Origin of the sequence: Rahnella variigena (assembly GCF_003610915.1) — a bacterium.
In the GTDB taxonomy this organism is placed as follows: Bacteria; Pseudomonadota; Gammaproteobacteria; order Enterobacterales; family Enterobacteriaceae; genus Rahnella; species Rahnella variigena.
This window is the reverse complement of the sequence record NZ_NSDJ01000001.1, coordinates 418,245-441,240: the sequence shown is the minus strand read 5'-3', so window position 1 is coordinate 441,240 and position 22,996 is coordinate 418,245. Positions and strand designations below refer to the sequence as shown.

The 22,996-nt window shown below is 54.8% G+C and carries 23 protein-coding genes; 15 read left to right on the top strand and 8 right to left on the bottom strand.

Features of this window, described 5'->3' with window-relative positions:
- The first annotated feature begins 8 nt into the window (after nucleotides 1-8).
- Nucleotides 9-2,084 carry a 4-alpha-glucanotransferase gene (gene malQ / locus CKQ54_RS02160; protein WP_120162632.1) on the top strand — a complete coding sequence of 692 codons (2,076 nt, stop codon included), beginning with the start codon at nucleotides 9-11 and terminating at the stop codon, nucleotides 2,082-2,084.
- Nucleotides 2,085-2,128: 44 nt separating this feature from the next.
- Here malQ and CKQ54_RS02155 read toward each other — a convergent pair whose 3' ends face one another.
- Nucleotides 2,129-3,547: a DUF1996 domain-containing protein gene (locus CKQ54_RS02155; protein WP_120162631.1), complete on the bottom strand. Its 1,419-nt coding sequence runs from the start codon at nucleotides 3,545-3,547 to the stop codon at nucleotides 2,129-2,131.
- A 328-nt stretch (nucleotides 3,548-3,875) separates the two neighbouring features.
- On the opposite strand from CKQ54_RS02155, the gene CKQ54_RS02150 reads away from it, so the two are divergent.
- The 3 genes from CKQ54_RS02150 to tssD are packed head-to-tail and all read left to right on the top strand — an operon-like array spanning nucleotide 3,876 to nucleotide 5,155.
- Nucleotides 3,876-4,391, top strand: a complete 516-nt coding sequence (locus CKQ54_RS02150; protein WP_120162630.1) for a DUF2778 domain-containing protein — start codon at nucleotides 3,876-3,878, stop codon at nucleotides 4,389-4,391.
- A complete protein-coding gene (locus tag CKQ54_RS02145) occupies nucleotides 4,372-4,662 on the top strand; it encodes a hypothetical protein (RefSeq protein ID WP_120162629.1) in 291 nt (96 codons plus the stop codon). Before CKQ54_RS02150 ends, CKQ54_RS02145 begins: the two co-directional genes overlap by 20 nt.
- Nucleotide 4,663: 1 nt before the next feature.
- The gene (gene tssD / locus CKQ54_RS02140; protein ID WP_120162628.1) at nucleotides 4,664-5,155 is read left to right on the top strand and encodes a type VI secretion system tube protein TssD; all 492 of its coding nucleotides are present in this window, start codon (nucleotides 4,664-4,666) and stop codon (nucleotides 5,153-5,155) included.
- Nucleotides 5,156-5,323: 168 nt separating this feature from the next.
- Here tssD and nfuA read toward each other — a convergent pair whose 3' ends face one another.
- Both nfuA and gntX read right to left on the bottom strand, forming a co-directional pair.
- Entirely contained in the window at nucleotides 5,324-5,899 is a 576-nt protein-coding gene (gene nfuA, locus CKQ54_RS02135) for a Fe-S biogenesis protein NfuA (RefSeq protein ID WP_112288671.1), read from the bottom strand.
- A 97-nt stretch (nucleotides 5,900-5,996) separates the two neighbouring features.
- The gene (gene gntX, locus CKQ54_RS02130; protein ID WP_120162627.1) at nucleotides 5,997-6,686 is read right to left on the bottom strand and encodes a DNA utilization protein GntX; all 690 of its coding nucleotides are present in this window, start codon (nucleotides 6,684-6,686) and stop codon (nucleotides 5,997-5,999) included.
- 46 nt (nucleotides 6,687-6,732) lie between these two features.
- Here gntX and bioH point away from each other — a divergent pair, with 46 nt between their 5' ends.
- From bioH to CKQ54_RS02075, 11 genes are all read left to right on the top strand, one after another.
- Complete coding sequence (bioH, locus tag CKQ54_RS02125; RefSeq protein ID WP_120162626.1) at nucleotides 6,733-7,503, top strand: pimeloyl-ACP methyl ester esterase BioH; 771 nt, start codon at nucleotides 6,733-6,735, stop codon at nucleotides 7,501-7,503.
- 228 nt (nucleotides 7,504-7,731) lie between these two features.
- Nucleotides 7,732-8,001 (top strand): YdgH/BhsA/McbA-like domain containing protein, encoded by a 270-nt coding sequence (locus CKQ54_RS02120; protein ID WP_112288668.1) that lies wholly within the window; start codon nucleotides 7,732-7,734, stop codon nucleotides 7,999-8,001.
- Nucleotides 8,002-8,303: 302 nt separating this feature from the next.
- Nucleotides 8,304-9,965 (top strand): malonate decarboxylase subunit alpha, encoded by a 1,662-nt coding sequence (gene mdcA, locus CKQ54_RS02115; protein ID WP_112288667.1) that lies wholly within the window; start codon nucleotides 8,304-8,306, stop codon nucleotides 9,963-9,965.
- A gap of 5 nt (nucleotides 9,966-9,970) precedes the next feature.
- On the top strand, nucleotides 9,971-10,828 hold the full coding sequence (locus CKQ54_RS02110) for a triphosphoribosyl-dephospho-CoA synthase (RefSeq protein ID WP_120162655.1): 858 nt from the start codon (nucleotides 9,971-9,973) through the stop codon (nucleotides 10,826-10,828).
- 40 nt (nucleotides 10,829-10,868) lie between these two features.
- Nucleotides 10,869-11,171, top strand: coding sequence for a malonate decarboxylase subunit delta (locus CKQ54_RS02105; RefSeq protein ID WP_112288665.1), 303 nt, complete (start codon nucleotides 10,869-10,871; stop codon nucleotides 11,169-11,171).
- A complete protein-coding gene (locus tag CKQ54_RS02100) occupies nucleotides 11,161-12,003 on the top strand; it encodes a biotin-independent malonate decarboxylase subunit beta (protein WP_120162625.1) in 843 nt (280 codons plus the stop codon). Before CKQ54_RS02105 ends, CKQ54_RS02100 begins: the two co-directional genes overlap by 11 nt.
- Nucleotides 12,000-12,815: a biotin-independent malonate decarboxylase subunit gamma gene (gene mdcE / locus CKQ54_RS02095; protein WP_120162624.1), complete on the top strand. Its 816-nt coding sequence runs from the start codon at nucleotides 12,000-12,002 to the stop codon at nucleotides 12,813-12,815. Before CKQ54_RS02100 ends, mdcE begins: the two co-directional genes overlap by 4 nt.
- A 189-nt stretch (nucleotides 12,816-13,004) precedes the next feature.
- Nucleotides 13,005-13,967: an AEC family transporter gene (locus CKQ54_RS02090; RefSeq protein ID WP_095923831.1), complete on the top strand. Its 963-nt coding sequence runs from the start codon at nucleotides 13,005-13,007 to the stop codon at nucleotides 13,965-13,967.
- A 16-nt stretch (nucleotides 13,968-13,983) separates the two neighbouring features.
- Nucleotides 13,984-14,610, top strand: coding sequence for a malonate decarboxylase holo-ACP synthase (locus CKQ54_RS02085; RefSeq protein ID WP_120162623.1), 627 nt, complete (start codon nucleotides 13,984-13,986; stop codon nucleotides 14,608-14,610).
- A 27-nt stretch (nucleotides 14,611-14,637) separates the two neighbouring features.
- The gene (mdcH, locus tag CKQ54_RS02080) at nucleotides 14,638-15,573 is read left to right on the top strand and encodes a malonate decarboxylase subunit epsilon (RefSeq protein WP_120162622.1); all 936 of its coding nucleotides are present in this window, start codon (nucleotides 14,638-14,640) and stop codon (nucleotides 15,571-15,573) included.
- A gap of 93 nt (nucleotides 15,574-15,666) precedes the next feature.
- Nucleotides 15,667-16,311: a hypothetical protein gene (locus CKQ54_RS02075; protein ID WP_120162621.1), complete on the top strand. Its 645-nt coding sequence runs from the start codon at nucleotides 15,667-15,669 to the stop codon at nucleotides 16,309-16,311.
- On the opposite strand, the gene CKQ54_RS02070 is transcribed toward CKQ54_RS02075, so the two are convergent.
- From CKQ54_RS02070 to CKQ54_RS02050, 5 genes are all read right to left on the bottom strand, one after another.
- Nucleotides 16,291-17,211 (bottom strand): LysR family transcriptional regulator, encoded by a 921-nt coding sequence (locus tag CKQ54_RS02070; protein ID WP_120162620.1) that lies wholly within the window; start codon nucleotides 17,209-17,211, stop codon nucleotides 16,291-16,293. The two genes, CKQ54_RS02075 and CKQ54_RS02070, sit on opposite strands and share 21 nt — an antisense overlap.
- Nucleotides 17,212-17,305: 94 nt before the next feature.
- The gene (locus CKQ54_RS02065; protein ID WP_112288657.1) at nucleotides 17,306-17,542 is read right to left on the bottom strand and encodes a FeoC-like transcriptional regulator; all 237 of its coding nucleotides are present in this window, start codon (nucleotides 17,540-17,542) and stop codon (nucleotides 17,306-17,308) included.
- An 8-nt stretch (nucleotides 17,543-17,550) separates the two neighbouring features.
- Nucleotides 17,551-19,869 carry a Fe(2+) transporter permease subunit FeoB gene (gene feoB / locus CKQ54_RS02060; RefSeq protein ID WP_120162619.1) on the bottom strand — a complete coding sequence of 773 codons (2,319 nt, stop codon included), beginning with the start codon at nucleotides 19,867-19,869 and terminating at the stop codon, nucleotides 17,551-17,553.
- A gap of 88 nt (nucleotides 19,870-19,957) precedes the next feature.
- Complete coding sequence (gene feoA, locus CKQ54_RS02055; RefSeq protein WP_112288655.1) at nucleotides 19,958-20,182, bottom strand: ferrous iron transporter A; 225 nt, start codon at nucleotides 20,180-20,182, stop codon at nucleotides 19,958-19,960.
- A gap of 396 nt (nucleotides 20,183-20,578) precedes the next feature.
- Complete coding sequence (locus CKQ54_RS02050; protein WP_120162618.1) at nucleotides 20,579-22,909, bottom strand: Tex family protein; 2,331 nt, start codon at nucleotides 22,907-22,909, stop codon at nucleotides 20,579-20,581.
- Nucleotides 22,910-22,996 lie beyond the last annotated feature (87 nt).

Genomic DNA, 22,996 nt, shown 5'->3' with positions numbered 1-22,996 from the left:
GAGCAGACATGGAAGATAAGCAACTCGTTGCAGCCGCGCGCCGGGCAGGGATTGTAGACAGTTTCATCAATATGACGGATGACGTCGAAACAGTATCCGATGACACGCGGACGGCTTTGCTCGCGGCGATGGGGCGGGACCCGGCTGACGTGCCGGAAATCACGCCCGTACCGCCGGTAAAAGTATTTACACAAGGCAAAAAAGTGCTGCTAACGCCGGAAGGTGCTGGCGCTTTCGGCTGGCAACTGACGCAGGAAAACGGCAGTCAGACGCACGGCGACATCCCGGCGGGTCAGGCGCTGAACCTCGGCGCAGCGCTGCCTGCCGGTTATCACCAGCTGACGTTATCGCAAAACGGCAATGTCTGGCACTGCCGGATTATCGTCGCGCCGCCGCGTTGCTATGAGCCGCAGGCGTTGCGGGCGGGCAAAAAACTGTGGGGCGCGACGGTGCAGCTTTACACGCTGCGTTCGGAAAATAACTGGGGCGTGGGTGATTTCGGTGACCTGAAAAAAATGGTCGAAGAAGTTGGCAAACGTGGCGGGGCGTTCGTCGGGCTGAATCCTGTCCATTCGCTGTATCCGGCGAATCCGCAAAGTGCCAGTCCGTACAGCCCGTCGTCCCGCCGCTGGCTGAACCTGACCTACATCGATGTGAACGCCGTGGAGGAATTCGCCGCCAGTCGCGAAGCACAAAACTGGTGGCATTCCGGAGAGACGCGTGACGCGTTATTGCAGGCGCGCAGTACGGAGTTTGTGGATTATCCGCAGGTCATGGCGCTGAAATCCGCCGCGTTGAAACTGGCCTGGCCGCTGTTTTGTGAACTGGCGGAAGACAAGCCGCGTAAGCAGGATTTCCGCCGGTTCGTGGAACTCGGCGGCGACAGTTTGCGGCAACAGGCGCTGTTCGACGCGCTGCATGTGCATCTGCGGGATCTGGATTTAGGCCAGTGGGGCTGGCCGGTGTGGCCGCAAGCCTATCGCGATGCCCAAAGCGCGGATGTACGCGAATTCAGTGAGCGTTATGCCAGTGAAGTTGAGTTCTTTCAGTGGCAGCAATGGCTGGCGCATACGCAGTTTTCTGAATGCTATCAGCGCAGTGTGGAACTGGAGATGCCGATCGGCGTGTACCGTGATCTGGCGGTCGGCGTGGCGCAAGGCGGCGCGGAAACCTGGTCTGATCCGGCGCTGTATTGCCTGAAAGCGACGATTGGCGCACCGCCGGATATTCTTGGCCCACAGGGGCAAAACTGGGGACTTCCGCCCATTGATCCGCACGAAATGAAAGTCCGTGCCTATCAGCCGTTTATTGATTTGCTGCGGGCAAATATGGCGGAGTGCGGCGCGCTGCGTATCGATCACGTGATGGGGCTGCTGCGTTTGTGGTGGATACCGGCGGATCAGGAGGCGGGGAATGGCGCGTATGTCCGTTATCCGCTGGAAGATTTACTCGGCGTGCTGGCGCTGGAAAGTCAGCGGCATCAGTGCATGGTGATTGGCGAAGATCTCGGTACAGTGCCGAAAGAGATTGTCGCCAGCCTGCGTGACAGCGGGGTGTATTCCTACAAAGTGTTGTATTTCGAGCACGATAAAAACTACGTTTACCGGCCGCCGGAGGATTATGTTCCGCAGGCAATGGCAACGGTCACCACGCATGATCTGCCTACGTTGCGCGGTTACTGGGAAGGCGGCGATTTAACGCTCGGTGCGTCACTGGGCGTTTATCCTGATCCGCAGGTGCTGGAGAAATTGCGTGGGGAGCGTGAACACAGCAAGCAGGGATTGCTGGATGCGTTACATCAGACAGGGTGCGTGCCGAAATCGATCGGCAAAACGGCAGCAAACATGCCGATGACGCCGGTGCTAAATGGCGGGCTACAGCGTTATCTGGCGGGCAGTGCCAGCGCATTGCTCGGCCTGCAACCGGAAGACTGGCTGGATATGGATTTGCCGGTTAATGTGCCGGGCACGAATACTGAATACCCTAACTGGCAGCGCAAACTGACGCGAACGCTGGAGGAAATGTTTGGCGATGAGCATATTGATGCGCTGCTGGCCGATTTGAGCAAACGGCGAAAGGGGTAATCCATGTGGCAGAAAAGGGCCTGAGTTTCCTCAGGCCGCTGTGATTAATTCTCTGTTGCCGCCTTGTAGCCTTTCACGATCAGCAACGGTGGATGGTTGGTTTCGGTGGAATCGAAGGTGTACGTCCCGCCATTCTGGTCACCACCGAGGTAGAAAGCGACTTCCGTTTTGCCTTCTGCCAGCGCCTGGCGAACAGCCGTATCCACGATAGCGTCGCGATACTGACGGTTATTATTCATCGAGATGGTGCCAGCTGACTGGTAATCCGTTGCCGGATGGTTATCCCAGTTCACTGTTTTGCCATCCCAGTCCGTGGATGTGCTGTAGACATTCAGCTTGCCGGTGGCGCTGGAAGCCGCATTGCCACCAAACACCCGCAGACGGTAGACGAATAATCCCTCTTCAGAGGCCGGGATGGCTTCTGGCAGCGCAGGAATTTTAAACTTAAACAGGATCAGGCTTTCCGGATTACTGGCATGACCGCCGTTTTTCCAGTTGTCGCTGGCGGTCAGCAACGTGCTGCTGCCGTAATTGGTGCTGCTGTTGGTACTGCTGACGACCGTGTCTTCCAGTGCAGGCTCGTAGCTGTAAGGGATGGTGTTACTGCAATCGAAAGCCAGATTCATACACAAGTCGGTCATGTATTTCGCTGACTGTTCAGGCCAGCCATTCACAAAATCACCATGGGCGGTGTAAATGCTGCCCCACTTCTCGATGCGTTGATCACCGACCATTTCAGGGTCCAGCGAAAGCTGTATTTTGCTGGTATCCAGTGAGGTGATTTGCGGCAACACGTAGGCAATGTTCATGTTGACCTTAGGTATTTTCACCGGAAAAGCCGCAGGACAGACATTGTTTGAGTCATACGTGGCGTTCGCCACACCCTTCTCAGGTTTCAGATGAACACCGTCCCAGCAGTTGGGGAAGTTAATGCCGATGTTGAACTGCACGGCATCCCCGCCTGAGCGCAAACCACAGACCTGATCGGCGGTGTTTGTGTAGCCGTTCCCATTGGCACACAAGAAGCTGACGTGCGGATTGGGTGCGGTGCCCACGTGATCCCCTGCCAGCAGCTGTAACCCCTTTGGGAAAGGCGTCAGCGGATACTTTTCTACCGAGTTAGCCTGATAATAGGTTTTCTGATACGACGGCTTCACCACTTCGCCTGTAGGCAGTTTCATGGTCGGTGCCCAATAGGCGGTGGAATCTGCCTTGTTGTCGCAGGTGGTTTCCGGGTTCGCCTGCAGCGTGTCGTAGGTGGAATACGCATCGGTGCTGGTGTTACCAAAGAAATCGTGCAGCATCGCGTGATTGGGCATACCAAACATCAGAATGGCATCGTCGCCGAGGGTATGGCTATAGGAACAGGAAACGTTGGACTGTCCTGATGCCGCATGAGAAGCCAGCGGCATCAGGGCGAACAGACCCGCGAGAGGGACTAAAACGCGTAAGGTTTTTTTCATAACAGACTCCGGACAGACAGTGATTTCCTTAGAAATGACATCCGGGGAAGTGTGTGTGTCCGGCCTGGCTCTCGCTTGAGAAAGCAGGTCTGAGACGTGTTGTAATACACGATTCCTTTTCCCCTGCCTCTGTTTTATGCGCAATCTGTGCGTGCTGAAAGCGAGTCTGGTTGTGCCATTACGGGCACAGCGACTGACGCAAATTATTGCTCATTAAAGACAGTGTGTATCGCGTCACAATTAAGCAATTGTTAACAATAAAACCACAATAATTAAATGGTTAATGGCATAAAATCATCCTAGCTAAATTGGAGCGTAAGGGGCTGGGATGGCACTAAATGGAAAGTTTGTTATTAACGATGCTGATTATTCACCGTTAAGTTTTCCGGGGTTAGGAACGTTTCTCGCGTTTTCTGGTAACGGTGCTTATCGCAACCTTGGCGGGTGCGGGATGATTCCAGTCAAAGGGCCAATACCAGCCGGTAAATATTGGATTGTTGACCGTCCAGAGGGGGGGCTGAAATCGCGACTTGAAACTGGCATAAAAGACACATACAACCACTACAGAAAAGGTGCTACGTATAAGCATTCCGACTGGTTTGCTTTGTGGCGTGATGATTGGACGATAGACGATTACACCTGGATAGAATTAGTAAAACGGGGGAATTTCCGCCTCCACCCCGGCACCTTATCTGAGGGATGTATTACGCTCCCCCACGATTCAGATTTTGCGATGGTAAGAAACGCACTGTTAAGAACAACATTAATCGATGTGCCTTGCATGAAAGCTTTAAAAGCTTACGGCAGCATTGAGGTGATCGTAAATGGCAAAACCTGTCCGTAGCCTAAATTCCTGTTTCAAATATTTAGCCATGAAATTAGGCAAACTGGCCTTATTTTTTGTGCTGCTTTATTTGGCTGCACTGGCAATAAACCCGGAAAGTTTTATCAGCCTCGAGGCATCTGAAAGTTTTGCTCAGCGGGCAGATGGTTTTGTGAGTCAGGAAAATTTTGATGATTTATGGGTTTTAACATGGGTGGTTTGTTCAGTACTTTCCGCCGTTGTTGGATATGTCGTGATAATGAAATCAATTAAAAAAATAAGGAGAAAGTAAAATGCCGATCCCCCCGTACCTATGGCTTAAAGATGATGGTGGTGCAGACATCAAAGGCTCCGTTGACGTCAACGGCCGCGAGGGCAGTATCGAGGTTATTGGAATGAGCCACGGGCTTAATCTGCCTGTTGATCCCGCTTCTGGCAAAATCACTGGCCCGCGGTCTCATTCAGCTTTCATGTTTGAGAAAGAGACCGACAGTTCAAGTCCGTACCTGTACAAAGCTGTGGCGACTGGCCAGATGCTTAAAAGTGCAGAAGTTCGTTTTTATTCAATCAATGATGCCGGTCAGGAGGTGTGTTACTTCATTGTTGTCATGGAGGGCGTGAAGATAACCGGCGTAAATCCGTGCGTGCCAAATATCCGCATGGCCGGTAACTCACAGATGAACCACATGGAGTCAGTTTCCATGATGTACGAAAAAATCACCTGGAAGTTTGTAGACGGCAACATTCATTACAGCGATGCGTGGACGGAAAGAGTGACGGCGTGATGACTCTTTGTCGTTCTTTTCATAATGCAGTGTTTGCTTGCAGCCACGGCGCAGAATATAAAGAAGAAAAGAGTAGCCCCAGCTGAATAAGTGTGGGGAGTCAGCAACCTTTAGGGCCCAGCAGTGCTGAACCCTAAAGTATTGTGATACTGGAATGGCGTTAACCGATCAGTAGAACGAGTGTTCACCGCGCTGGTGTTCGGTCAGGTCACGAACGCCTTTCAGCTCAGGGAAGTTTTGCAGCAGTTCTTTCTCGATGCCGTCTTTCAGGGTGACATCAATCATTGAACAACCGTTACAGCCGCCGCCGAATTGCAGAACAGCGATACCGTCGTCAGTGATTTCCATCAGGGAAACACGTCCGCCGTGGCTGGCTAGCTGCGGGTTAATCTGCGATTGCAGCTGATATTCAACACGTTCCATCAGCGGCGCATCGTCAGAGACTTTACGCATTTTGGCGTTCGGTGCTTTCAGCGTCAGCTGAGAACCGAGCTGATCGGTAACGAAATCGATGACCGCATCCTGCAGATAAGGTGCGCTTAATTCATCGACGAAAGCGGACAGTTTCTCGAACTTCAGTTCGGTATCCGTCGCTTCAACGGCGTCCGGCGGGCAATAAGAGACACCGCATTCTGCGGTCGGCGTACCGGGATTGATCACGAATACGCGGATTTGGGTGCCTTCTTCCTGGCTTGCCAGCAATTTGGCAAAGTGCTCTTGGGCAGCATCGGTAATAAGGATCATAACATTCGCTCAATAGTTGACTACTCTAGTTGGTTATAATACGCCCTTTCATTTTACCCGTCACCCTTCACGTTGCCAGAGTGTTAGCAGCACGTGCCTATGTCTGCAACGTCCGGCAGATACACGCGATTTGCAGTGAAGCAACGCCCTGATTGCGCAGTAATTTACTGATTTCACGCACTGTGCTGCCGGTCGTCACCACATCATCCAGCAGCATCACGTGCTTATCTCGCAGATTGATATGGCAGGTGAAGGCTTTACGCAGATTCCACTTTCTTTCCCGCTCGGTCAGGCTTTGTTGTGATGTCGTCTGCCGGTCGCGGCTCAGGGCATCGGGCAGGTATTCACAATGCAGCCAGCGTGCCAGTGGTTTTGCCAGCAATTCACTCTGATTATAACCGCGTGAGAAATAGCGTTTCTGATGCAGCGGCACGCTGAGGAGCACGTCGGGTCTGGGCAGATTGCGCATCCGGTAGCGTTCCTGCCAGCGCAGCAACAGCAAGCGGGCGAGTGCGGTGTCGAGCTCTGGTTGCCCGGAGAATTTGAACCGCAACACCAGCCCGCTCACCGGCATTTCATAGGGACTGGCGAAGATCATCGCGTCCCACGGCGGCGGTTTTAATAAACACCGCCCGCAATCAGCCTCACCGCCGCTGGAGGGCAATCCGCAGCGCAGGCAATGCGGCGGGGCGACCGGCAGATGTTTCATACACAGGCTGCAAATGCCCTGGATCGTAAGATGCAGCGGACACTGGCATAGCCAACAGCGGCCGGCAATTGTTAGCATAGTGGCGGGTTCCTTTAGCCATTCAGACAGACACGGACAATACGCTATGAACACGCTTTACCAGGAGACAATCGGCGAAGGAGATCGCCATCTTGCGCTGCTTCACGGATGGGGGCTGAATGCCGAAGTCTGGCGTTACACGGCAGAGCGACTTGCGCCGCAATTTTGTCTGCATCTGATCGACCTGCCGGGCTATGGCCGCAGTGAGGGTTTCGGGGCGATGACGCTGGAAGAGATGGCGGAAACGGTTCTGGCGGTCATGCCGCCAAAGGCCTCGCTGATGGGCTGGTCGCTGGGCGGTCTGGTCGCCAGCCAGATTGCGCTGAGCGCGCCGCAGCGCGTGGAAAAACTGATTACCGTAGCATCTTCGCCTTGCTTTACCGCGCACGAAGACTGGCCGGGGATCCGCCCCGACGTGCTGCAGGGTTTTCAGCATCAGCTGAGTGAAGATTTCCAGCGCACGGTCGAGCGTTTTCTGGCGTTGCAGACACTCGGCAGCGACAGCGCGCGTCAGGATGCCCGATTGCTTAAATCGATTGTCCTGAATCTGCCGATGCCACCGGCTGATGTGCTCAACGGCGGGCTGGAGATTTTGCGCACGGCCGATTTACGCCAGCCGATGACGCAGCTGACGTTGCCAATATTGCGTATTTACGGCGCGCTGGACGGGCTGGTGCCGCGAAAAGTCGTGCCGTTGCTGGATGCGTTACTGCCGGATTCCCGTTCAGAAGTCATTGAAAAAGCAGCACATGCGCCGTTTATTTCTCATCCGGATGCATTTTGTGAACTTGCCGGTCAGTTCCTGATGTCAGAATGAAAATCAATGTAAATATTTTTTACTAATTTCTGGATAATTCCCGAAGGTGATTAATACTTAAGCCGATAGATGCCGGAGGTGAGAGGGTAAGAGTTTCCATCGCCCGTTTGTGTCTCTGGGGAGAAATCTGGTGGTTGACCAGGAAGGTTCGTGCCAGCACAGATTCACCTGCCGTTCATATCTTGACTGCTTTCTTTCAAAATTATTCATCCAATTAGAGGTAATGTCATGAAATCAAATAAAATTATTATTGCAGCTGTTCTGGCAGGTTTGTTCTCTGTGAACGCAATGGCCGCTGAGATGATCACCAAAGAAGAAGCCAAAGATAAGGGTTACACCAGCCTGGGCGTGGTAACGACCAGCAATGAATACACTGCGCCAATGGATGCTAAAGATGAGCTGTCCAAACTGGCTGATGAAAAAGGCGGGAAATACTACGTCGTCATCGCCGCGCAGGAGAAAAAGAAAATCACTGCTACCGCAGAAGTGTTCAAGTAATTCTCTGAATCTGCGAAAAAGGGATGCCTGGTGCATCCCTTTTTTTCGCCTGTTTTTGCGCACTTCCTCTCATTCCTTGTTCTGTATCAAACTGTTTTTAAAGAATTCTCTCCAATCGTTACTCTCAGAGTAACGAAGTGTCAGCGCCCTTAATTGATGGGTATCTCACCGCTTCCTATACTTAACACGCTAATTAAACAGGTCAATTGTGATGCAACCGCCACTTGACTGAACTTCCCACCCTCCTTTTTGTTTCATCACGACGGGAAAGATTCAGCAAGCTCAACCCAGGGAGGTTTGGCATGCCGCAACATCCGCAGACCACGAAAGTATGGGACACCCGCCGCAGCGAAAAACAACGGCGTATCGACAGTGTCCGTTCCGTGGCAGAGGGTAAAGTTTTACCCACAGATAAAATCATCCCCATCCTCGAAACGCTGATCGCCTCCGGTGACCGCGTGGTGATGGAAGGTAACAACCAAAAACAAGCTGACTTTCTTTCCCGTTCGCTGGCAAAAGTGAACCCTGAAAAGCTGCATGATTTACATATGATCATGCCGAGCGTCAGCCGTGCTGAACATCTGGATCTCTTCGAACGCGGTATCGCCCGCAAGCTTGATTTCGCTTTCTCCGGCCCCCAAAGCCTGCGTATCGCGCAACTGCTTGAAGACGGCCAGATGGAAATCGGCGCTATCCATACGTACATCGAACTGTATTCCCGTCTTTATGTCGATCTGGTGCCGAACATCGCGCTGATCGCCGGCTTCAAAGCGGACCGTAAAGGCAATCTGTATACCGGCGCAAGCACTGAAGATACGCCGGCGCTGGTCGAAGCCGCTGCCTTTAAAAACGGCATCGTGATTGCGCAGGTGAATGAACTTGTCGAAGAAGACACCGACCTGCCGCGCGTCGATATTCCAGGTGACTGGATTGATTTCGTGGTCGTCGCCGACAAGCCGTTCTTCATCGAACCGCTGTTCACCCGTGACCCGCGCCTGATTAAACCGGTTCACGTACTGATGGCGATGATGGCGATTAAGGGTATTTACGCCAAACACAACGTGCAGTCCCTGAACCACGGTATCGGTTTTAACACCGCAGCCATCGAACTGCTGCTGCCGACGTACGGCGAACAACTCGGTCTGCGCGGCAAAATCTGTAAACACTGGACGCTGAATCCGCATCCGACGCTGATCCCGGCTATCGAAAGCGGCTGGGTGGAAACCGTTCACTGCTTCGGCGGCGAAATGGGGATGGAAGAGTACATTCGCGCTCGTCCGGATGTGTTCTTCACCGGCTCCGACGGCTCCATGCGTTCCAACCGCGCGTTCTGCCAGATGGCCGGCCAGTACGCCGTCGACATGTTCATCGGTTCCACCTTGCAGGTCGATGGTCTGGCGAACTCCTCAACGGTGACCCGCGGTCGTCTGGCCGGTTTCGGTGGCGCGCCTAATATGGGCCATGACCCGCACGGTCGTCGTCACTCCACGCCAGCCTGGCTCGACATGATTGAAGAGCCGGATCCGATGGCCCGCGGTAAAAAACTGGTCGTACAGATGGTGGAAACCTTCCAGGCCGGGGGCAAACCGACGTTCGTTGAGAAACTCGAAGCCGTCGATGTGGGTAAAGAGTCCGGTATGCCGCTGGCGCCTGTGATGATTTACGGCGACGACGTGACCCACGTGCTGACCGAAGAGGGAATTGCTTATCTGCACCGCGCCCGCTCTCTGGAAGAACGCCGTGCAATGGTCGCTGCGGTGGCCGGTATCACTGACATCGGTCTGGGCGTTGACGCCAAACGCGTCGCCGACCTGCGCCGTCAGGAACTGGTGGTCTTCCCTGAAGACATGGGCATTCGTCGCACCGATGCCACCCGTTCTTTACTGGCGGCAGGCAGCGTGAGCGAACTGGTTGACTGGTCCGGCGGTTTGTATAACCCGCCTGCTAAATTCCGTAGCTGGTAATCATGATGCCGCAGACTTTAACGATTGGCGCTGTACTGACAGCGGAAGAACTGGCCGAAAGGCTGGCAGAAACGGCGACGCAGGCGCTGATCGACGAAGCGCGGCTTAGCCCGAAACCGGGACTGGTAGACAGCCGGAGTTCCGGCGCACATCAGGATTTAACGTTGGATCTGATGGTGCGTTCGGCACGCAGCCTGACCTCCACTTTCTATTTGCTGGCTTTACACAGCTGGCAGCGCCCGGCGGATATCGCCCTGCGTCAGGAAGTGGGGCGCCTAGGTCGTGCTGGTGAAGCACAAATGATGGCGGAAACCGGCGGAGTGAATACTCACCGGGGCGCTATCTGGGCGATGGGGCTGCTGGTCAGCGCCGTTGCCATGCAGCCGGAACGTTTGCTGCCGCAAAGTATTGCGCAGCGCGCCGCGAAAATTGCGGCGTTACCCGATGCTTTCAGCCCGAAAAAATTCAGTAAAGGTTCGCACGCCGTGCAGCGTTATCAGGTGCCGGGTGCGCGTGAAGAAGCACAAAGTGGTTTCCCGCACATTATCGACCGGGCACTGCCGCAGCTTCATCACAGCCGGACACGAGGCGCCAGCGAAAGCGAAGCACAGGTTGATGCCTTGCTGGCGGTGATGACCACGCTTGCCGACACCTGTGTGCTGTCACGCGGCGGTTTACCGGCGCTTGAAGCCATGCATCAGGGCGCGCAGGCGGTACTGGAAGCTGGTGGCACCAGCACGATGGCGGGCAAACAACTGTTGCGCCATCTCGAACACCGGATGCTGGCGGACAACACATCGCCCGGCGGTGCCGCTGATTTACTGGCCGCGACGCTGTTCCTCGACCGCGTGAGCGTGGTCTGAACCGGATACGAATTAACTAACATCAGTACAAAGAGGTGTTATGGAACGTTTTGAATTTAACTACCCGGCGGCTAAACCGCTGGCAGGCCGCGCCGAAGCCGGCGTGGTAGGTTCCGGCGATTTAGAAGCGCTGTATGAACCCGACACAGCCAGTGCGCTGAAAATTATCGTCACCACATCGGTCGACGGCAGCCATACCTTGTGGCAGAACTTTTTTAACCGTCTGAGTGCGCTGCGTGAATTACCGGCAGGCCGTCTGGACATTAATGATTTTGGCGCCACACCAGGGGTTGCCCGTCTGCGTATCGAACAGGTCTTTGAGGAGGCAGAAAATGCCAACTGATACTGATCAGAGCTTTATCGAACTGAGCGCCCGTCAGCGCGCCCGCAAACTGCTGGACGACGGCACTTTCCGCGAACTGCTCGGGCCGTTCGAACGCGTGATGTCGCCATGGCTGGAACCGCAGGGCATCGTGCCGCAAGCCGATGATGGCATGGTGGTCGCGAAAGGCCAGATTAACGGTCAGCCCGCCGTGGTTGTGGCGATTGAAGGCAGTTTCCAGGGCGGCAGCATGGGCGAGGTGTCCGGTGCCAAAATGGCCGCGGCGCTGGAACTGGCCGCAGAAGATAACCGCAACGGCATCCCGACGCAGGCTGTTCTGCTGCTCGAAACCGGCGGTGTACGTTTGCAGGAAGCCAATCTGGGTCTGGCGGCGATCGCGGATATTCACGCCGCAATCGTAGATTTACGCCGCTATACGCCGGTGATTGGCGTGGTTGCCGGTACGGTCGGTTGCTTTGGCGGGATGTCGATTGCCGCCGCGCTGTGCAGCTATCTGATTGTCACCCGCGAAGCCCGTCTGGGTCTAAATGGTCCGCAGGTTATTGAACAGGAAGCCGGTATCGATGAATACGATTCCCGCGACCGTCCGTTTATCTGGAGCATGACCGGTGGCGAAGTGCGCTATCACAGCGGGTTTGTTGATGCGCTGGTGAAAGATTCCCTGAATGAAGTGAAAGACAGCGTACTGTCCTTTATTAAAGCGGGCGTACCTGCGACACATCGTTCTGATAATTATGATTATTACCTGCCAAAACTGACCGGTTTTGACACCGCGCAGCAGGCCAACCGTGAAGTGACGGAAGCCTTGTTTAACCGGGAGGATCGCGCATGAGCAACGTAGCAAATAATGCAGCCAGCCGGGGTGATTACTGGTTCGCTGAACTGACCAAAGATGCCACGCCGGTAAACGGTCTTTGCCCTTCCGTGAAAGCGGCTGACGGCAAACTGAATGACCAGCCCGTGCGTTTCATCGCCGTGGTACCGGATAAAAATAACCAGTATCCGCGTGCTGCGGGCGGCGAAGTCGGCCTGCTCGAAGGCTGGAATCTGGCAAAAGTAGTCAACGACGTCATCGATGCCGACGCTAATGCCATCACCAAACGCGCCATCGTGGCTGTGATTGATGTGCCAAGTCAGGCATACGGTCGTCGCGAAGAAGCATTCGGTATCCATCAGGCGCTGGCCGGTGCCGCAGGGGCGTACGCCAAAGCACGTCTGGCCGGGCATCCGGTGGTCGGGCTGATTGTCGGTAAAGCGATGTCCGGTGCGTTTCTGGCGCACGGTTATCAGGCCAACAAACTGATCGCCTTCAAAAACAACGGCGTGATGATCCACGCGATGGGTAAAGAATCCGCCGCACGTATCACCTTACGCTCTGTGGACGCGCTGGAAAAACTGGCTGCCACCATTCCGCCGATGGCTTATGACATCGAAAACTACGCCACGCTGGGCCTGCTGTCGCAATTACTCGACATCGCTGATCCGGACAAGGCAACACCCGACGACATCAGCAACGTGCAAAACGTTGTCTGGCAAAACATTCAGGACGCACGCAAAGAAGGCGTTAGCCTCAGCAACCGTCTGGGTGCGGAAAACCGCGCAAGTTCGCAGCGCGTTCGCCAGCTGATGCGTCAGGAATGGTAATTCGTTAAAACTTTCAGTCTCAACCGGTAACGCACCTGCAAACAGCGTGACGCAGCCGCATTGCGGGTTCCCGCCCTGACATACCGTCCGGGCGAGGACCTGCTGTTGTCTGCAACTGGACTGTCATACTAAAAAAACCATCGCACCGGCGCCGACTGAGCATTTATTTTTTGCCTCAGGAAAAACGCTATGACTTACGTAATATTGCACGCGCTTGCCCCTATTTTCGTCATCATGATCCTCGGTTTTTACGCCGGGAAAGCGAAAATGGTGGATAACCAGAATGTCTCTTTACTTAATATTTTCGTGATGGATTTTGCTTTACCCGCTGCGCTGTTTGCAGCAACCGTACAGACCCCGTGGGCGGGCATTGTTGAACAGTCACCGCTGATTCTGGTGCTGGTTCTGGCGATGTGGATAACCTACGCGGCGATTTACTTTATTTGTACCAAAGTCTTTAAAAAGTCTCCGCAGGATGCGGCGGTTCTGACGCTGACTGTGGCACTGCCGAACTATGCGGCGCTTGGTTTGCCGATTCTGAGCAGCGTGATGGGTGATGCGCCGTCGACTTCACTGTCCGTCGCGGTATCTATCGCCTGCGGTTCCGTGCTGATGACGCCGTTCTGTCTGCTGATCCTAGAACGTGAAAAAGCGCGTCTCAGTGGTGAAAATCAGGGGTCCTCTCTGGCACTGTTGCCGGTTCTGATGTGGCGTTCAGTGAAAAAACCGATCGTCTGGGCACCGTTGCTGGGCGTGATCCTGTCGGCGATTGGCATTAAAATGCCGGAAATTTTCCTGGCATCGATCAAACCGCTGGGTCTTTCAGCCACCGCGTCTGCGCTGTTCCTGACCGGTGTTATCCTGTCAGCGCGTAAACTGAAAATTAACGGCCCGGTGCTGTTGTCTTGCGTGGCGAAAAACCTGATCCAGCCGTTTATTGCCTGGGGTCTGGTTCTGGCATTTGGCCTGAGCGGTCAGGTGGCTGTGACGGCGATCCTGATGATTGCGTTGTCTGCTGGTTTCTTCGGTATCGTGTTCGGTAACCGTTTCGGGGTTCAGTCTCCGGATGCAGAAGCGTCACTGCTGATCAGTTCCGTATTATGTATCGTGACCTTGCCGCTGTTTATCTCTCTGACAGCCGCACTTCACTAATCAGAAAGGTTGGAATATGTGTGACCCGCGTGCCCATGATTTTGTCTGGATTAGCGACCGTTCAGCGCTGCAAAGCGACGACACGTTACCCGCGTGGGTAAACACCGGCTGGCGTACATCGCTGCCGCTGGTGGTGCGTCGCGATAAGCGGGCTGACGGCGCAGTTCCTGTGGGCATTCGCGGCATGACCCGTATTCAGCGTGCCGCCGCCTGGATAGATCCGGTGGCGGTGGTGCGGGTCGTCACGCCCGAATCTCTGGTCAGCGACATGAATGCATTACTGCATTCGCCGTTTGTGTCACAGCAACCGGTGCAGGCGCTGATTACGTTATGCAGTCTGAAGCTGCCTTTCCCGTGGGGCGTGACGGGCAGTTGCGCCTACGCGCTGGTCAGTGACCTTCCCGTCATGCACGCCGACAGCGATCTTGATTTACTTGTGCGCTGCGACACGTCGCAGGATCCTTCTCAGTTTTCCGATTTTTACGACCAGCTTCAGCGGCTTCCCTGCCGCGCCGATGTTCAGATCAATACGCCACAGGGCGGATTTGCCCTCAGCGAATGGCTGCGTGGCGGTGACATCATGCTGAAAACGGCGTCCGGCCCGTTGCTGGTGCGCGACCCGTGGCAATTGCCGGCAGACTGAAACCGGCCACAAGAAGCAAGGAGCACGATGAAAATCTTATTTACTTTCCCCGGACAGGGCCCGCAGGTGCCGCAAATGCTGCATCGCCTGCCGGATAACCCGCTCACACATTCCCTCATTGAACAGGCCAGCCTCGCGCTGGGCGAAGATGTTTTACTGCTTGATACCGCCGACGCCTTACGCTCCACCCGCGCCGTACAACTGTGTTTGCTGATTGCCGGTGTGGTCTGGGCGAAACAATGCCAGGCCGAAGGCGTTGAGGCCGATTTTTGCAGCGGGCTGTCAATTGGTGCGTTTCCGGCAGCGGTGATTGCCGGTGCGCTCGACTTTGATGATGCCGTACGGCTGGTCGCGCTGCGCGGGGAACTGATGCAAAAGGCCTATCCGCAAGGCTTTGGCCTTTCAGCGATCACCGGGTTGCGTCAGATGCAGGTTGAGGAACTGGTGGCGCAGGTCAACAGCGCTGAATCTCCGGTGTATCTGGCGAATATTAACGCGGAAGACCAGCTGGTGGTTGCGGGCAGCGATGCCGCTATGGCACAGGTCATGCAACTGGCGAAAGGGCTGGGAGCGCAGAAAACGCATCAGCTGACGGTCAGTGTGCCATCACATTGCGCACTGCTCGATGAACCTGCGGCGAAACTGGTTGAGGCGTTTAAACAGATTCACATTTCCCGTCCGACCTGCGGTTATCTCAGCGGAACAACCGGGCGTGTTTACTGGCAGGCGGAAAAAATCGCGGACGATCTGGCGATGAACATGGCGCGTACCGTGAACTGGCGTGATGCCATGGTCGCGGCCTACCAGCGCGATGTGCGACTGGCAATTGAAATGCCGCCGGGCGCGGTGCTTACCGGCCTGACCCGCCGTGCGATGGAACAGGGCGAAGCGCTGTCTTTATGCCAGTCAGGTATGCATGTTGCGGGACGTCTCGCAGCGCGGTTACGGGAAAACGAACGCTGATTAAAGGCATGATAGGTTGGGGATGAAACGCGTGGCGCTGTTTGATTATTGCGCAGCGTGCTATTGTCCAACCACTCTGAACGAAGGGATATCATGCCAGTTTTAATTCGCGGGGATTCGCAAATGATCGTGCTTGAAAGATCGTACAGTCCGGCCACTCTGGCCCGACGGTTTGAAGTCATTGATGAAATCCGTTTCAACAACATTGATATGTTGGTCATCTATGATGAAAAAATTCCATTTATCGCCATTGCCGAAGCCCAAACCAGAACCGATAACCGGGGTGAAAACCGACACCATGTGGTGGCAACGCTGGAACTTGCCCGCAGGGAAAATAGCGTTGAACTGCTCGAAGTACGACAGTTCTGGGAAGACGATAAAGCGTTTCAGGTGGAAGGCGTGGTGGTTAATGCCGGAATGCGAGATTACCGTTTAGCGACCTTGTTGTATGAAACGCTGGTGGTAAAAAAGCATCTCACGTTGATGAGTGATAACGATCATTACACCGGCGGTCGCGCCTTGTGGAAACGTCTTGCGCAGGATTCTGCAGGATTATTAGTTTTTATACTCGATACAGAGAAAGGGCAATTTTACCCTTATGATGGCTCGAAAATGCGTTATGACGGGGTGAGCATTCCTGAGTCTGCTATCTGGAGTCACCATCCGGATCAAACGCACTGGCCGGTCGTATTGATTGCGCAAAACAGCGAGCATCTGTCAGCGCTTTCTGCTCACTAGCGCATACATCCGGCTTTCAGCGGCGAGGGCGAGGAGGTTGGGATCGTGCTCGCGGCTGTGCGGGAAGACCAGCGAAATGGTCTGGCGCATCTGATAGGCTTCTGCCAGTGGCAGTAATTTCACCGTATTTTCGTACACGCCTTTCATCCTGCCGGGAATGAGCGTGTATCCGACGCCCGCCTGTACCAGACTCAGCATCGAAAAAATATCGTTTACCCGTGTGACAATGTCCGGCTCAAAACCGGCGACCTGAAAGGCTTCCTGAAAGCCGTGGTAAGTCGCAAACCCTTCTGCCAGTGAAACGAATTTCTTCTGTTTGTAATCGCGTAAATCCGCCGTGCCTTCCGACGCCAGTTCTGCGCTGGCGGGGGCAGCGAGAAAAATATCATCCTGAAACAGCGGCAACTGATCGTAGCGCTGTGCGTCCACGCTCGAATCACTGGTCGAAATCAGAATCGCATCCAGCAGGCCGTCTTCCAGCTTTTGCAGCAAATCACTGTTAGACCCCATCACCAGCTCCAGTTCAAGCTCGGGTCTGCGCAGTTTCAGCCCCATAATCAGGCGCGGAATGGTTTCCAGGGTCAGTGAATACAACGTGCCGACTTTCAGGCGTTTATCCCCAAAACCGGCGGCGCGCTGCGTGGCCTGGATCCCGTGTTCCATCTGTTCAATCACCTGCGTGGCATGTTCCAGTAACGCTTCAGCCGCGGGCAACGGCAGCAGATTGCGCCCGCGATGGATAAACAACGGACAGCGCAAACCTTCTTCCAGAGAATGCAGGGCGCGATGCACGCTCACGCTGCTCAGACCGAGTTGTTCGGCTGCGCGGGTGATGTTTTGCTTTTCCATGTAAGCGAGAAAAATTTCGAGTTTGCGGAAGGTGATTTCACTGTCGATCATACAGGCTCCTGCGGCGCGTTTTAGGCCGTTGCGGTCTGAGATGATAGCTGAATAGCCGCCGGGCGACTATTCAGGAAGGGCGGCAAAGTCGGGTTCAGGGGATCAGGGTGTAAGACACGGTCAGGCACTTTTTGCCGTCAGCGCAACTTTTACAGCTGCCGCTCAGACAGCTGTCATCCGCTTCCACCGTTTCTGCTTTTCGCATCGCCACCAGCCGTTCGAGCATGGCCTGCACCAGCGGTTGCGGAGCCTTTAGCTGCTGGCTGAGCTGGCGGGCATCTGCCCGGCCAGCCAGTGCGAGAGAGTCGCGAACCTGAATCAGCGTAGTCATGTTATCTCCTAGTGGCAGTCGCTGCCGGTAGCCGGTTCGCAACAGGCCGCGATATTACGCGGCTGCAAATGGAGGCTGACCCGGCTGCGTGCCTTGCGCAGGCAGGTGAGGACGATAGCGTTGAACAGCAGCACGATGAAGATGACGCCCGCACTGTAGGCCGGATGGTTGCTGAAAGTGGCCACCTGATAGAACAGGGTCGCCAGCGAGTAGGCGACGTTCAGCCCCCAGAAAATGGAGAACGTCATCCAGCTGCGGCTGGTTTCACGGGCAATCGCCCCCATCACCGAGACGCAAGGCACGTAAAGCAGCACGAAAATCAGGTAACTGTAAGCCGAAATGGCGGTACCGAATTTGGTGCTCATGACGCCCATGGAGCTGACGCCCATTTCGCCGTCACCTTTGCTGGCTTCGATCGGGTTCGACAGTACGCTGATGCTGAAGGTGTCTTTCAGCCCCTGCCAGGTTTCCTGCACTGCGCCGCCCAGTTCATCGAACAGGTTGAAGCTGGCAGCGTCGAATTCCTCATTGTGGATATGTTCGGCGGTGTACAGCGTGTTCAGCGTACCGACCACCACTTCTTTCGCCATCGCGCCGGTGACCAGACCCACGGTCGCCTGCCAGTTGTCAGAATGTACGCCCATCGGCGCCAGCACCGGTGTCAGTACTTTACTGACCGAGGCCAGTGCAGAATCATTGATGTTATCCACCGCCTGACCGCTGAACGAGAAGCTGTTCAGTGCGCCGATGAAAATACTCGCAATCACGATCACTTTACCGGCGCGCAGCACGAAACCTTTCAGACGCTGCCAGGTTTGCAGCAGCAGACTTTTCAGGTGCGGAACGTGATACACCGGCAGTTCCATCACAAACGGCGAGGCTTCACCGCGCATAATGGTGTATTTCAGCAGCAGGCCGGTCAGGATAGCGACCACAATACCGAGCAGATACAACGAGAACACGATGGATGCACCGCTTTGCCCGAAGAATGCCGCAGAAAACACCGCGAAAATTGCCAGACGTGCGCCGCAGGACATAAACGGCGCCATCATCACGGTGATGAGGCGTTCACGCGGGGCATCCAGCGTACGGGCACCCATAATGGACGGCACGTTACAGCCAAAGCCAACAATCAGCGGCACGAAAGATTTACCCGGCAGACCCAGCGATTGCATCAGCCTGTCCATCACGAACGCGGCGCGGGCCATATAACCGGAATCTTCAAGGAAGGAGAGGAACAGATACATCATGCCGATTTGCGGCACCAGCGGCAGAACCGTATTGATACCGCCGCCCACGCCCTGTGCCAGGAAAATGGTCAGCCACTGCGGGAAGTGCAGGGTGAAGCCAACCCATTGCATACCCTGAATGAAAATTGCTGCCGAGCCAATATCGAAAATCGGTTGCAACGCGCCGCCGATGTTGATCGCCAGCACGAACATCAGATACATCACCAGCAGGAAGATCGGTACGCCGAGGAAACGGTTGAGGATCACGCGGTCCAGCACCTGCGTCAGCTTGTTGGGCGCGGTGAGGTGCGAGTTACTGACGTCCGCGCACAGTGACGCAATGCTCTGATAACGCGCATCGGCAATCAGCAGCGCCGGATCTTCCAGCTTTTGCTCTACCAGACGGGCTTTCACCTGCGGCAGTAAAGCCTGCGCGTTACCTGCGTGCGTCTGGCTGTAAATATCCCCTTCGAGGATTTGCAAAGCCAGCCAGCGACGCTGTTGCAGCGTCATATCTTGCGGCATTTCAGTGGCCAGCACTTCCACTTCCTGTTGCAGCACCGGATGATATTTCACACGTTCCAGCGCGGCCACTTGTGGCAATTCATCAATGGCCGCTTTCAGTTCTTTGATCCCGCTGGCGCGGGTAGACACCAGGGCAACAACAGGGCAGCCCAGGCGTGCAGACAGCGCCGGGATATCAATATTGATGTTCTGAATTTTGGCGATGTCGAGCATGTTCAGCGCGACAATGCAGGGCACGCCCAGCTCAAGCAGTTGCAGTGTCAGGTATAAGTTGCGCTCAAGGTTTGAGGCATCCACGACGTTAATCATCAGATCTGCGTCGCCGCTCAGAATGTAATGACAGGCAATTTGCTCATCGAGCGAGGTTTGCTCGGAGATGGTGGTCAGTGAATAGGTGCCGGGCAAATCGACCAGCGTAATCTGGTGGTCTGCGGTGGCGAACTGGCCTTCTTTACGTTCAACGGTGACGCCAGCCCAGTTACCGACGCGTTGTCGCGAACCGGTTAACTGGTTGAAAAGGGTCGTTTTACCTGAGTTGGGATTACCAATCAGGCCAATAGTCAGTGCTTTCATACGTTCAGATCTACGTGTGAGAAAGGAAAAAACGCGGAAGACTCAACAGAGCCGCGCTAAACAATCTTTCAGAAACCCATCAGAAAGGTCAGGCCAGAAGCTCAAGCTTGAGCAGGTCGAGGTCTTTTTTGCGCACGACCAGACTGGTGCGGCGGGTTTCTATCTGCACCGGGTCGCCCATCGGTGCCACGCGGATGATGTTGAAGAATGATCCCGGAAGCATGCCGAGAGACAGCAGTTTCTGGCGATAGGCCGGACTGATTTCATGAGAAAAGCCGGTGATTTTATAAGCACATTTTGATTGAAGTTGCATAGTTCCTCGCGAAGCGTTCAGGCATTTTGGGGGCAGCGTCACAAAGGTGACGCCGCGCTTCCGTGCCCGTTGATTTCACTGCTCGTGAAATATTGCTCAGAAATTGTCCCTGGTGCGAAATTGCCAGCCTGAGGCTGACGGCGTACTGAATACGCAAAGAAGTACAAACGAGAATAGTTATCATAATTAGTACGCGTGTGGAGACAAAATAAAAGAGGGGGGCCTCTTCACGGGAATCTCCACCGCGTCGCTATCCTAAGCCTGCAACAGTGAGGATTTATTGATTTACCTCAGTGATTGATTCAATAGGAGAGACTTTAAAAAGTGTCGAAAAAAGACACATAAAAAAAGCCGCTGAATATCAGCGGCTTCCGTTTTGCAGGAAAAAACGAGAAATTAGCGTTTTTTGCCGAGAGCGGCAGCCAGAGCATCGGCCATCGCATTATTGCCCGCCGGTGCGGCATTGCGTCCCGCAGGTTTGTTTGGTGTATGGCGTTTCTGATTGTCACGCGAATCTGACGCTGGCGCGGAAGAACGGCGTGCCGGTGCTTCGCCCGGTTGCTCATCCAGACGCATGGTCAGCGCGATACGTTTACGTTGCAGATCGACTTCCATCACTTTGACTTTGACGATATCGCCAGCTTTCACCACGGTATGCGGATCTTCAACGAATTTATTCGCCAGTGATGAGATGTGAACCAGACCATCCTGATGTACGCCGATATCCACGAATGCCCCGAAGTTGGTGACGTTGGTGACAGAACCTTCAAGGATCATGCCCGGCATCAGGTCATTCATGGTTTCCACACCATCGGCAAAGGTCGCGGTCTTAAACTCAGGACGCGGATCGTGCCCCGGCTTTTCCAGCTCTTTGATGATGTCAGTAACAGTCGGCACGCCGAACTGTTCGTCAGTGAATTCACTGGCTTTCAGGCCGCGCAGCACATTCGAATCGCCCATCAGTTCTTTCAGCGCCAGTTGCGTCGCTGCCAGAATGCGTTCGACCACCGGATAGGTTTCCGGGTGAACCGTTGAGGCATCAAGCGGGTTGTCGCCGTGATTGATACGCAGGAAGCCTGCACATTGCTCGAAGGCTTTTGGCCCCAAACGGCTGACTTTCAGCAGCTGTTCGCGGTTACGGAACTGACCGTTTTCGTCGCGCCAGTTAACGATATTCTGCGCCATCATGCGCGTCAGACCAGCCACGCGGGTCAGCAGCGGAACGGACGCGGTATTCAGATCCACACCCACTGCGTTCACGCAGTCTTCGACGACGGTATCGAGTTTTTTCGCCAGCTGAGACTGGCTGACGTCATGCTGATACTGGCCGACTCCGATGGATTTCGGGTCGATTTTCACCAGTTCAGCCAGCGGATCTTGCAGACGACGCGCAATGGAAACGGCACCACGAATCGAAACATCCAGATCCGGGAATTCCAGCGCCGCCAGCTCGGAAGCGGAATACACCGACGCACCGGCTTCACTGACGATCACTTTCTGCGCTTTGACCGCCGGGAACTGTTTTTGCAGTTCGAGGAAGAAGCGCTCGGTTTCGCGGGAAGCGGTACCGTTACCGATAGCGACCAGTTCGACATTATGTTTGATGCACAGCGCGGCAACCTGTTGTGCGGCTTTTACAGCCTGGCCGGTGTGGGGATAAACGGTATCGATATCCACCAGTTTGCCGGTGTTATCCACAACGGCGACTTTAACACCGGTACGTAAACCCGGATCCAGGCCCATGGTTGCGCGCATACCCGCTGGCGCAGCCATCAGTAAATCATGCATGTTGCGGGCGAATACGTTAATCGCTTCATCTTCAGCGCGTTCGCGCACGGTGCCCATCAGCTCGGTTTCAAGGTGCAGCAGCACTTTGATGCGCCATGTCCAGTTGACCACGGCACGGCGCCAGACGTCGGCTGGCGCGTTGTTCAGGCGCAGACCCAGATGGTCGATGATAATTTGTTCGGCATAACTTTCTTTCGGCGGCTCGTCATGCTGCGGATCGGCATTCAGCGCCAGCTGCAGGATACCTTCATTGCGGCCACGGAACATCGCCAGCGCACGGTGAGAAGGCACCTGAGAAATCGGTTCATGGTGATCGAAGTAGTCGCGGAATTTCGCGCCTTCCTGCTCTTTACCCTCGACCATGCGGGAGGTCAGATGGGCGTTTTTCCACAGGTAATCACGAACTTTCGCCAGCAGCGACGCATCTTCAGCGAAACGCTCCATCAGAATGTAGCGTGCGCCATCCAGCGCTGCTTTGGTGTCGGCGACGCCTTTATCCGCATCAATAAACTTCGCGGCGGCGGTTTCAGGTTCGTTTTGCGGATCGTTCCACAACAATTCTGCCAGCGGTTCCAGCCCCGCCTCGATAGCGATTTGCCCGCGCGTGCGGCGCTTCGGTTTGAACGGCAGATACAGGTCTTCCAGCTCGGTTTTGCTCAGCGTGGTTTTAATGGCTTTCGCTAAATCGTCGCTCAGTTTGCCCTGTTCTTCGATGGACTTGAGGATAGTCTGGCGGCGGTCTTCCAGCTCACGTAAATAACCCAGACGGGTGTCCAACTGACGCAGTTGGGTATCATCCAACCCACCGGTGACTTCCTTACGATACCGCGCAATAAACGGCACGGTATTACCTTCATCCAGCAGACGCACCACGGAAGCAACCTGCTCCGGGCGAACCTGCAATTCACTTGCGATAATGCGGCTCAGTTGATCATTCATAGGTCTGGTATCAGTTTTATTCGTTAAAAAAGCAGGGCACAGTTATACGGTTTGAAGACCGAAAATGCCAGTCATCAGGCCGCCCGT

Bases quoted from the DNA above. Each gene is read 5' to 3' on its own strand.
- malQ (WP_120162632.1), top strand. From the start codon at position 9: ATGGAAGATAAGCAACTCGTTGCAGCCGCGCGCCGGGCAGGGATTGTA.
- CKQ54_RS02155 (WP_120162631.1), bottom strand. From the start codon at position 3,547: ATGAAAAAAACCTTACGCGTTTTAGTCCCTCTCGCGGGTCTGTTCGCC.
- CKQ54_RS02150 (WP_120162630.1), top strand. From the start codon at position 3,876: ATGGCACTAAATGGAAAGTTTGTTATTAACGATGCTGATTATTCACCG.
- CKQ54_RS02145 (WP_120162629.1), top strand. From the start codon at position 4,372: ATGGCAAAACCTGTCCGTAGCCTAAATTCCTGTTTCAAATATTTAGCC.
- tssD (WP_120162628.1), top strand. From the start codon at position 4,664: ATGCCGATCCCCCCGTACCTATGGCTTAAAGATGATGGTGGTGCAGAC.
- nfuA (WP_112288671.1), bottom strand. From the start codon at position 5,899: ATGATCCTTATTACCGATGCTGCCCAAGAGCACTTTGCCAAATTGCTG.
- gntX (WP_120162627.1), bottom strand. From the start codon at position 6,686: ATGCTAACAATTGCCGGCCGCTGTTGGCTATGCCAGTGTCCGCTGCAT.
- bioH (WP_120162626.1), top strand. From the start codon at position 6,733: ATGAACACGCTTTACCAGGAGACAATCGGCGAAGGAGATCGCCATCTT.
- CKQ54_RS02120 (WP_112288668.1), top strand. From the start codon at position 7,732: ATGAAATCAAATAAAATTATTATTGCAGCTGTTCTGGCAGGTTTGTTC.
- mdcA (WP_112288667.1), top strand. From the start codon at position 8,304: ATGCCGCAACATCCGCAGACCACGAAAGTATGGGACACCCGCCGCAGC.
- CKQ54_RS02110 (WP_120162655.1), top strand. From the start codon at position 9,971: ATGCCGCAGACTTTAACGATTGGCGCTGTACTGACAGCGGAAGAACTG.
- CKQ54_RS02105 (WP_112288665.1), top strand. From the start codon at position 10,869: ATGGAACGTTTTGAATTTAACTACCCGGCGGCTAAACCGCTGGCAGGC.
- CKQ54_RS02100 (WP_120162625.1), top strand. From the start codon at position 11,161: ATGCCAACTGATACTGATCAGAGCTTTATCGAACTGAGCGCCCGTCAG.
- mdcE (WP_120162624.1), top strand. From the start codon at position 12,000: ATGAGCAACGTAGCAAATAATGCAGCCAGCCGGGGTGATTACTGGTTC.
- CKQ54_RS02090 (WP_095923831.1), top strand. From the start codon at position 13,005: ATGACTTACGTAATATTGCACGCGCTTGCCCCTATTTTCGTCATCATG.
- CKQ54_RS02085 (WP_120162623.1), top strand. From the start codon at position 13,984: ATGTGTGACCCGCGTGCCCATGATTTTGTCTGGATTAGCGACCGTTCA.
- mdcH (WP_120162622.1), top strand. From the start codon at position 14,638: ATGAAAATCTTATTTACTTTCCCCGGACAGGGCCCGCAGGTGCCGCAA.
- CKQ54_RS02075 (WP_120162621.1), top strand. From the start codon at position 15,667: ATGCCAGTTTTAATTCGCGGGGATTCGCAAATGATCGTGCTTGAAAGA.
- CKQ54_RS02070 (WP_120162620.1), bottom strand. From the start codon at position 17,211: ATGATCGACAGTGAAATCACCTTCCGCAAACTCGAAATTTTTCTCGCT.
- CKQ54_RS02065 (WP_112288657.1), bottom strand. From the start codon at position 17,542: ATGACTACGCTGATTCAGGTTCGCGACTCTCTCGCACTGGCTGGCCGG.
- feoB (WP_120162619.1), bottom strand. From the start codon at position 19,869: ATGAAAGCACTGACTATTGGCCTGATTGGTAATCCCAACTCAGGTAAA.
- feoA (WP_112288655.1), bottom strand. From the start codon at position 20,182: ATGCAACTTCAATCAAAATGTGCTTATAAAATCACCGGCTTTTCTCAT.
- CKQ54_RS02050 (WP_120162618.1), bottom strand. From the start codon at position 22,909: ATGAATGATCAACTGAGCCGCATTATCGCAAGTGAATTGCAGGTTCGC.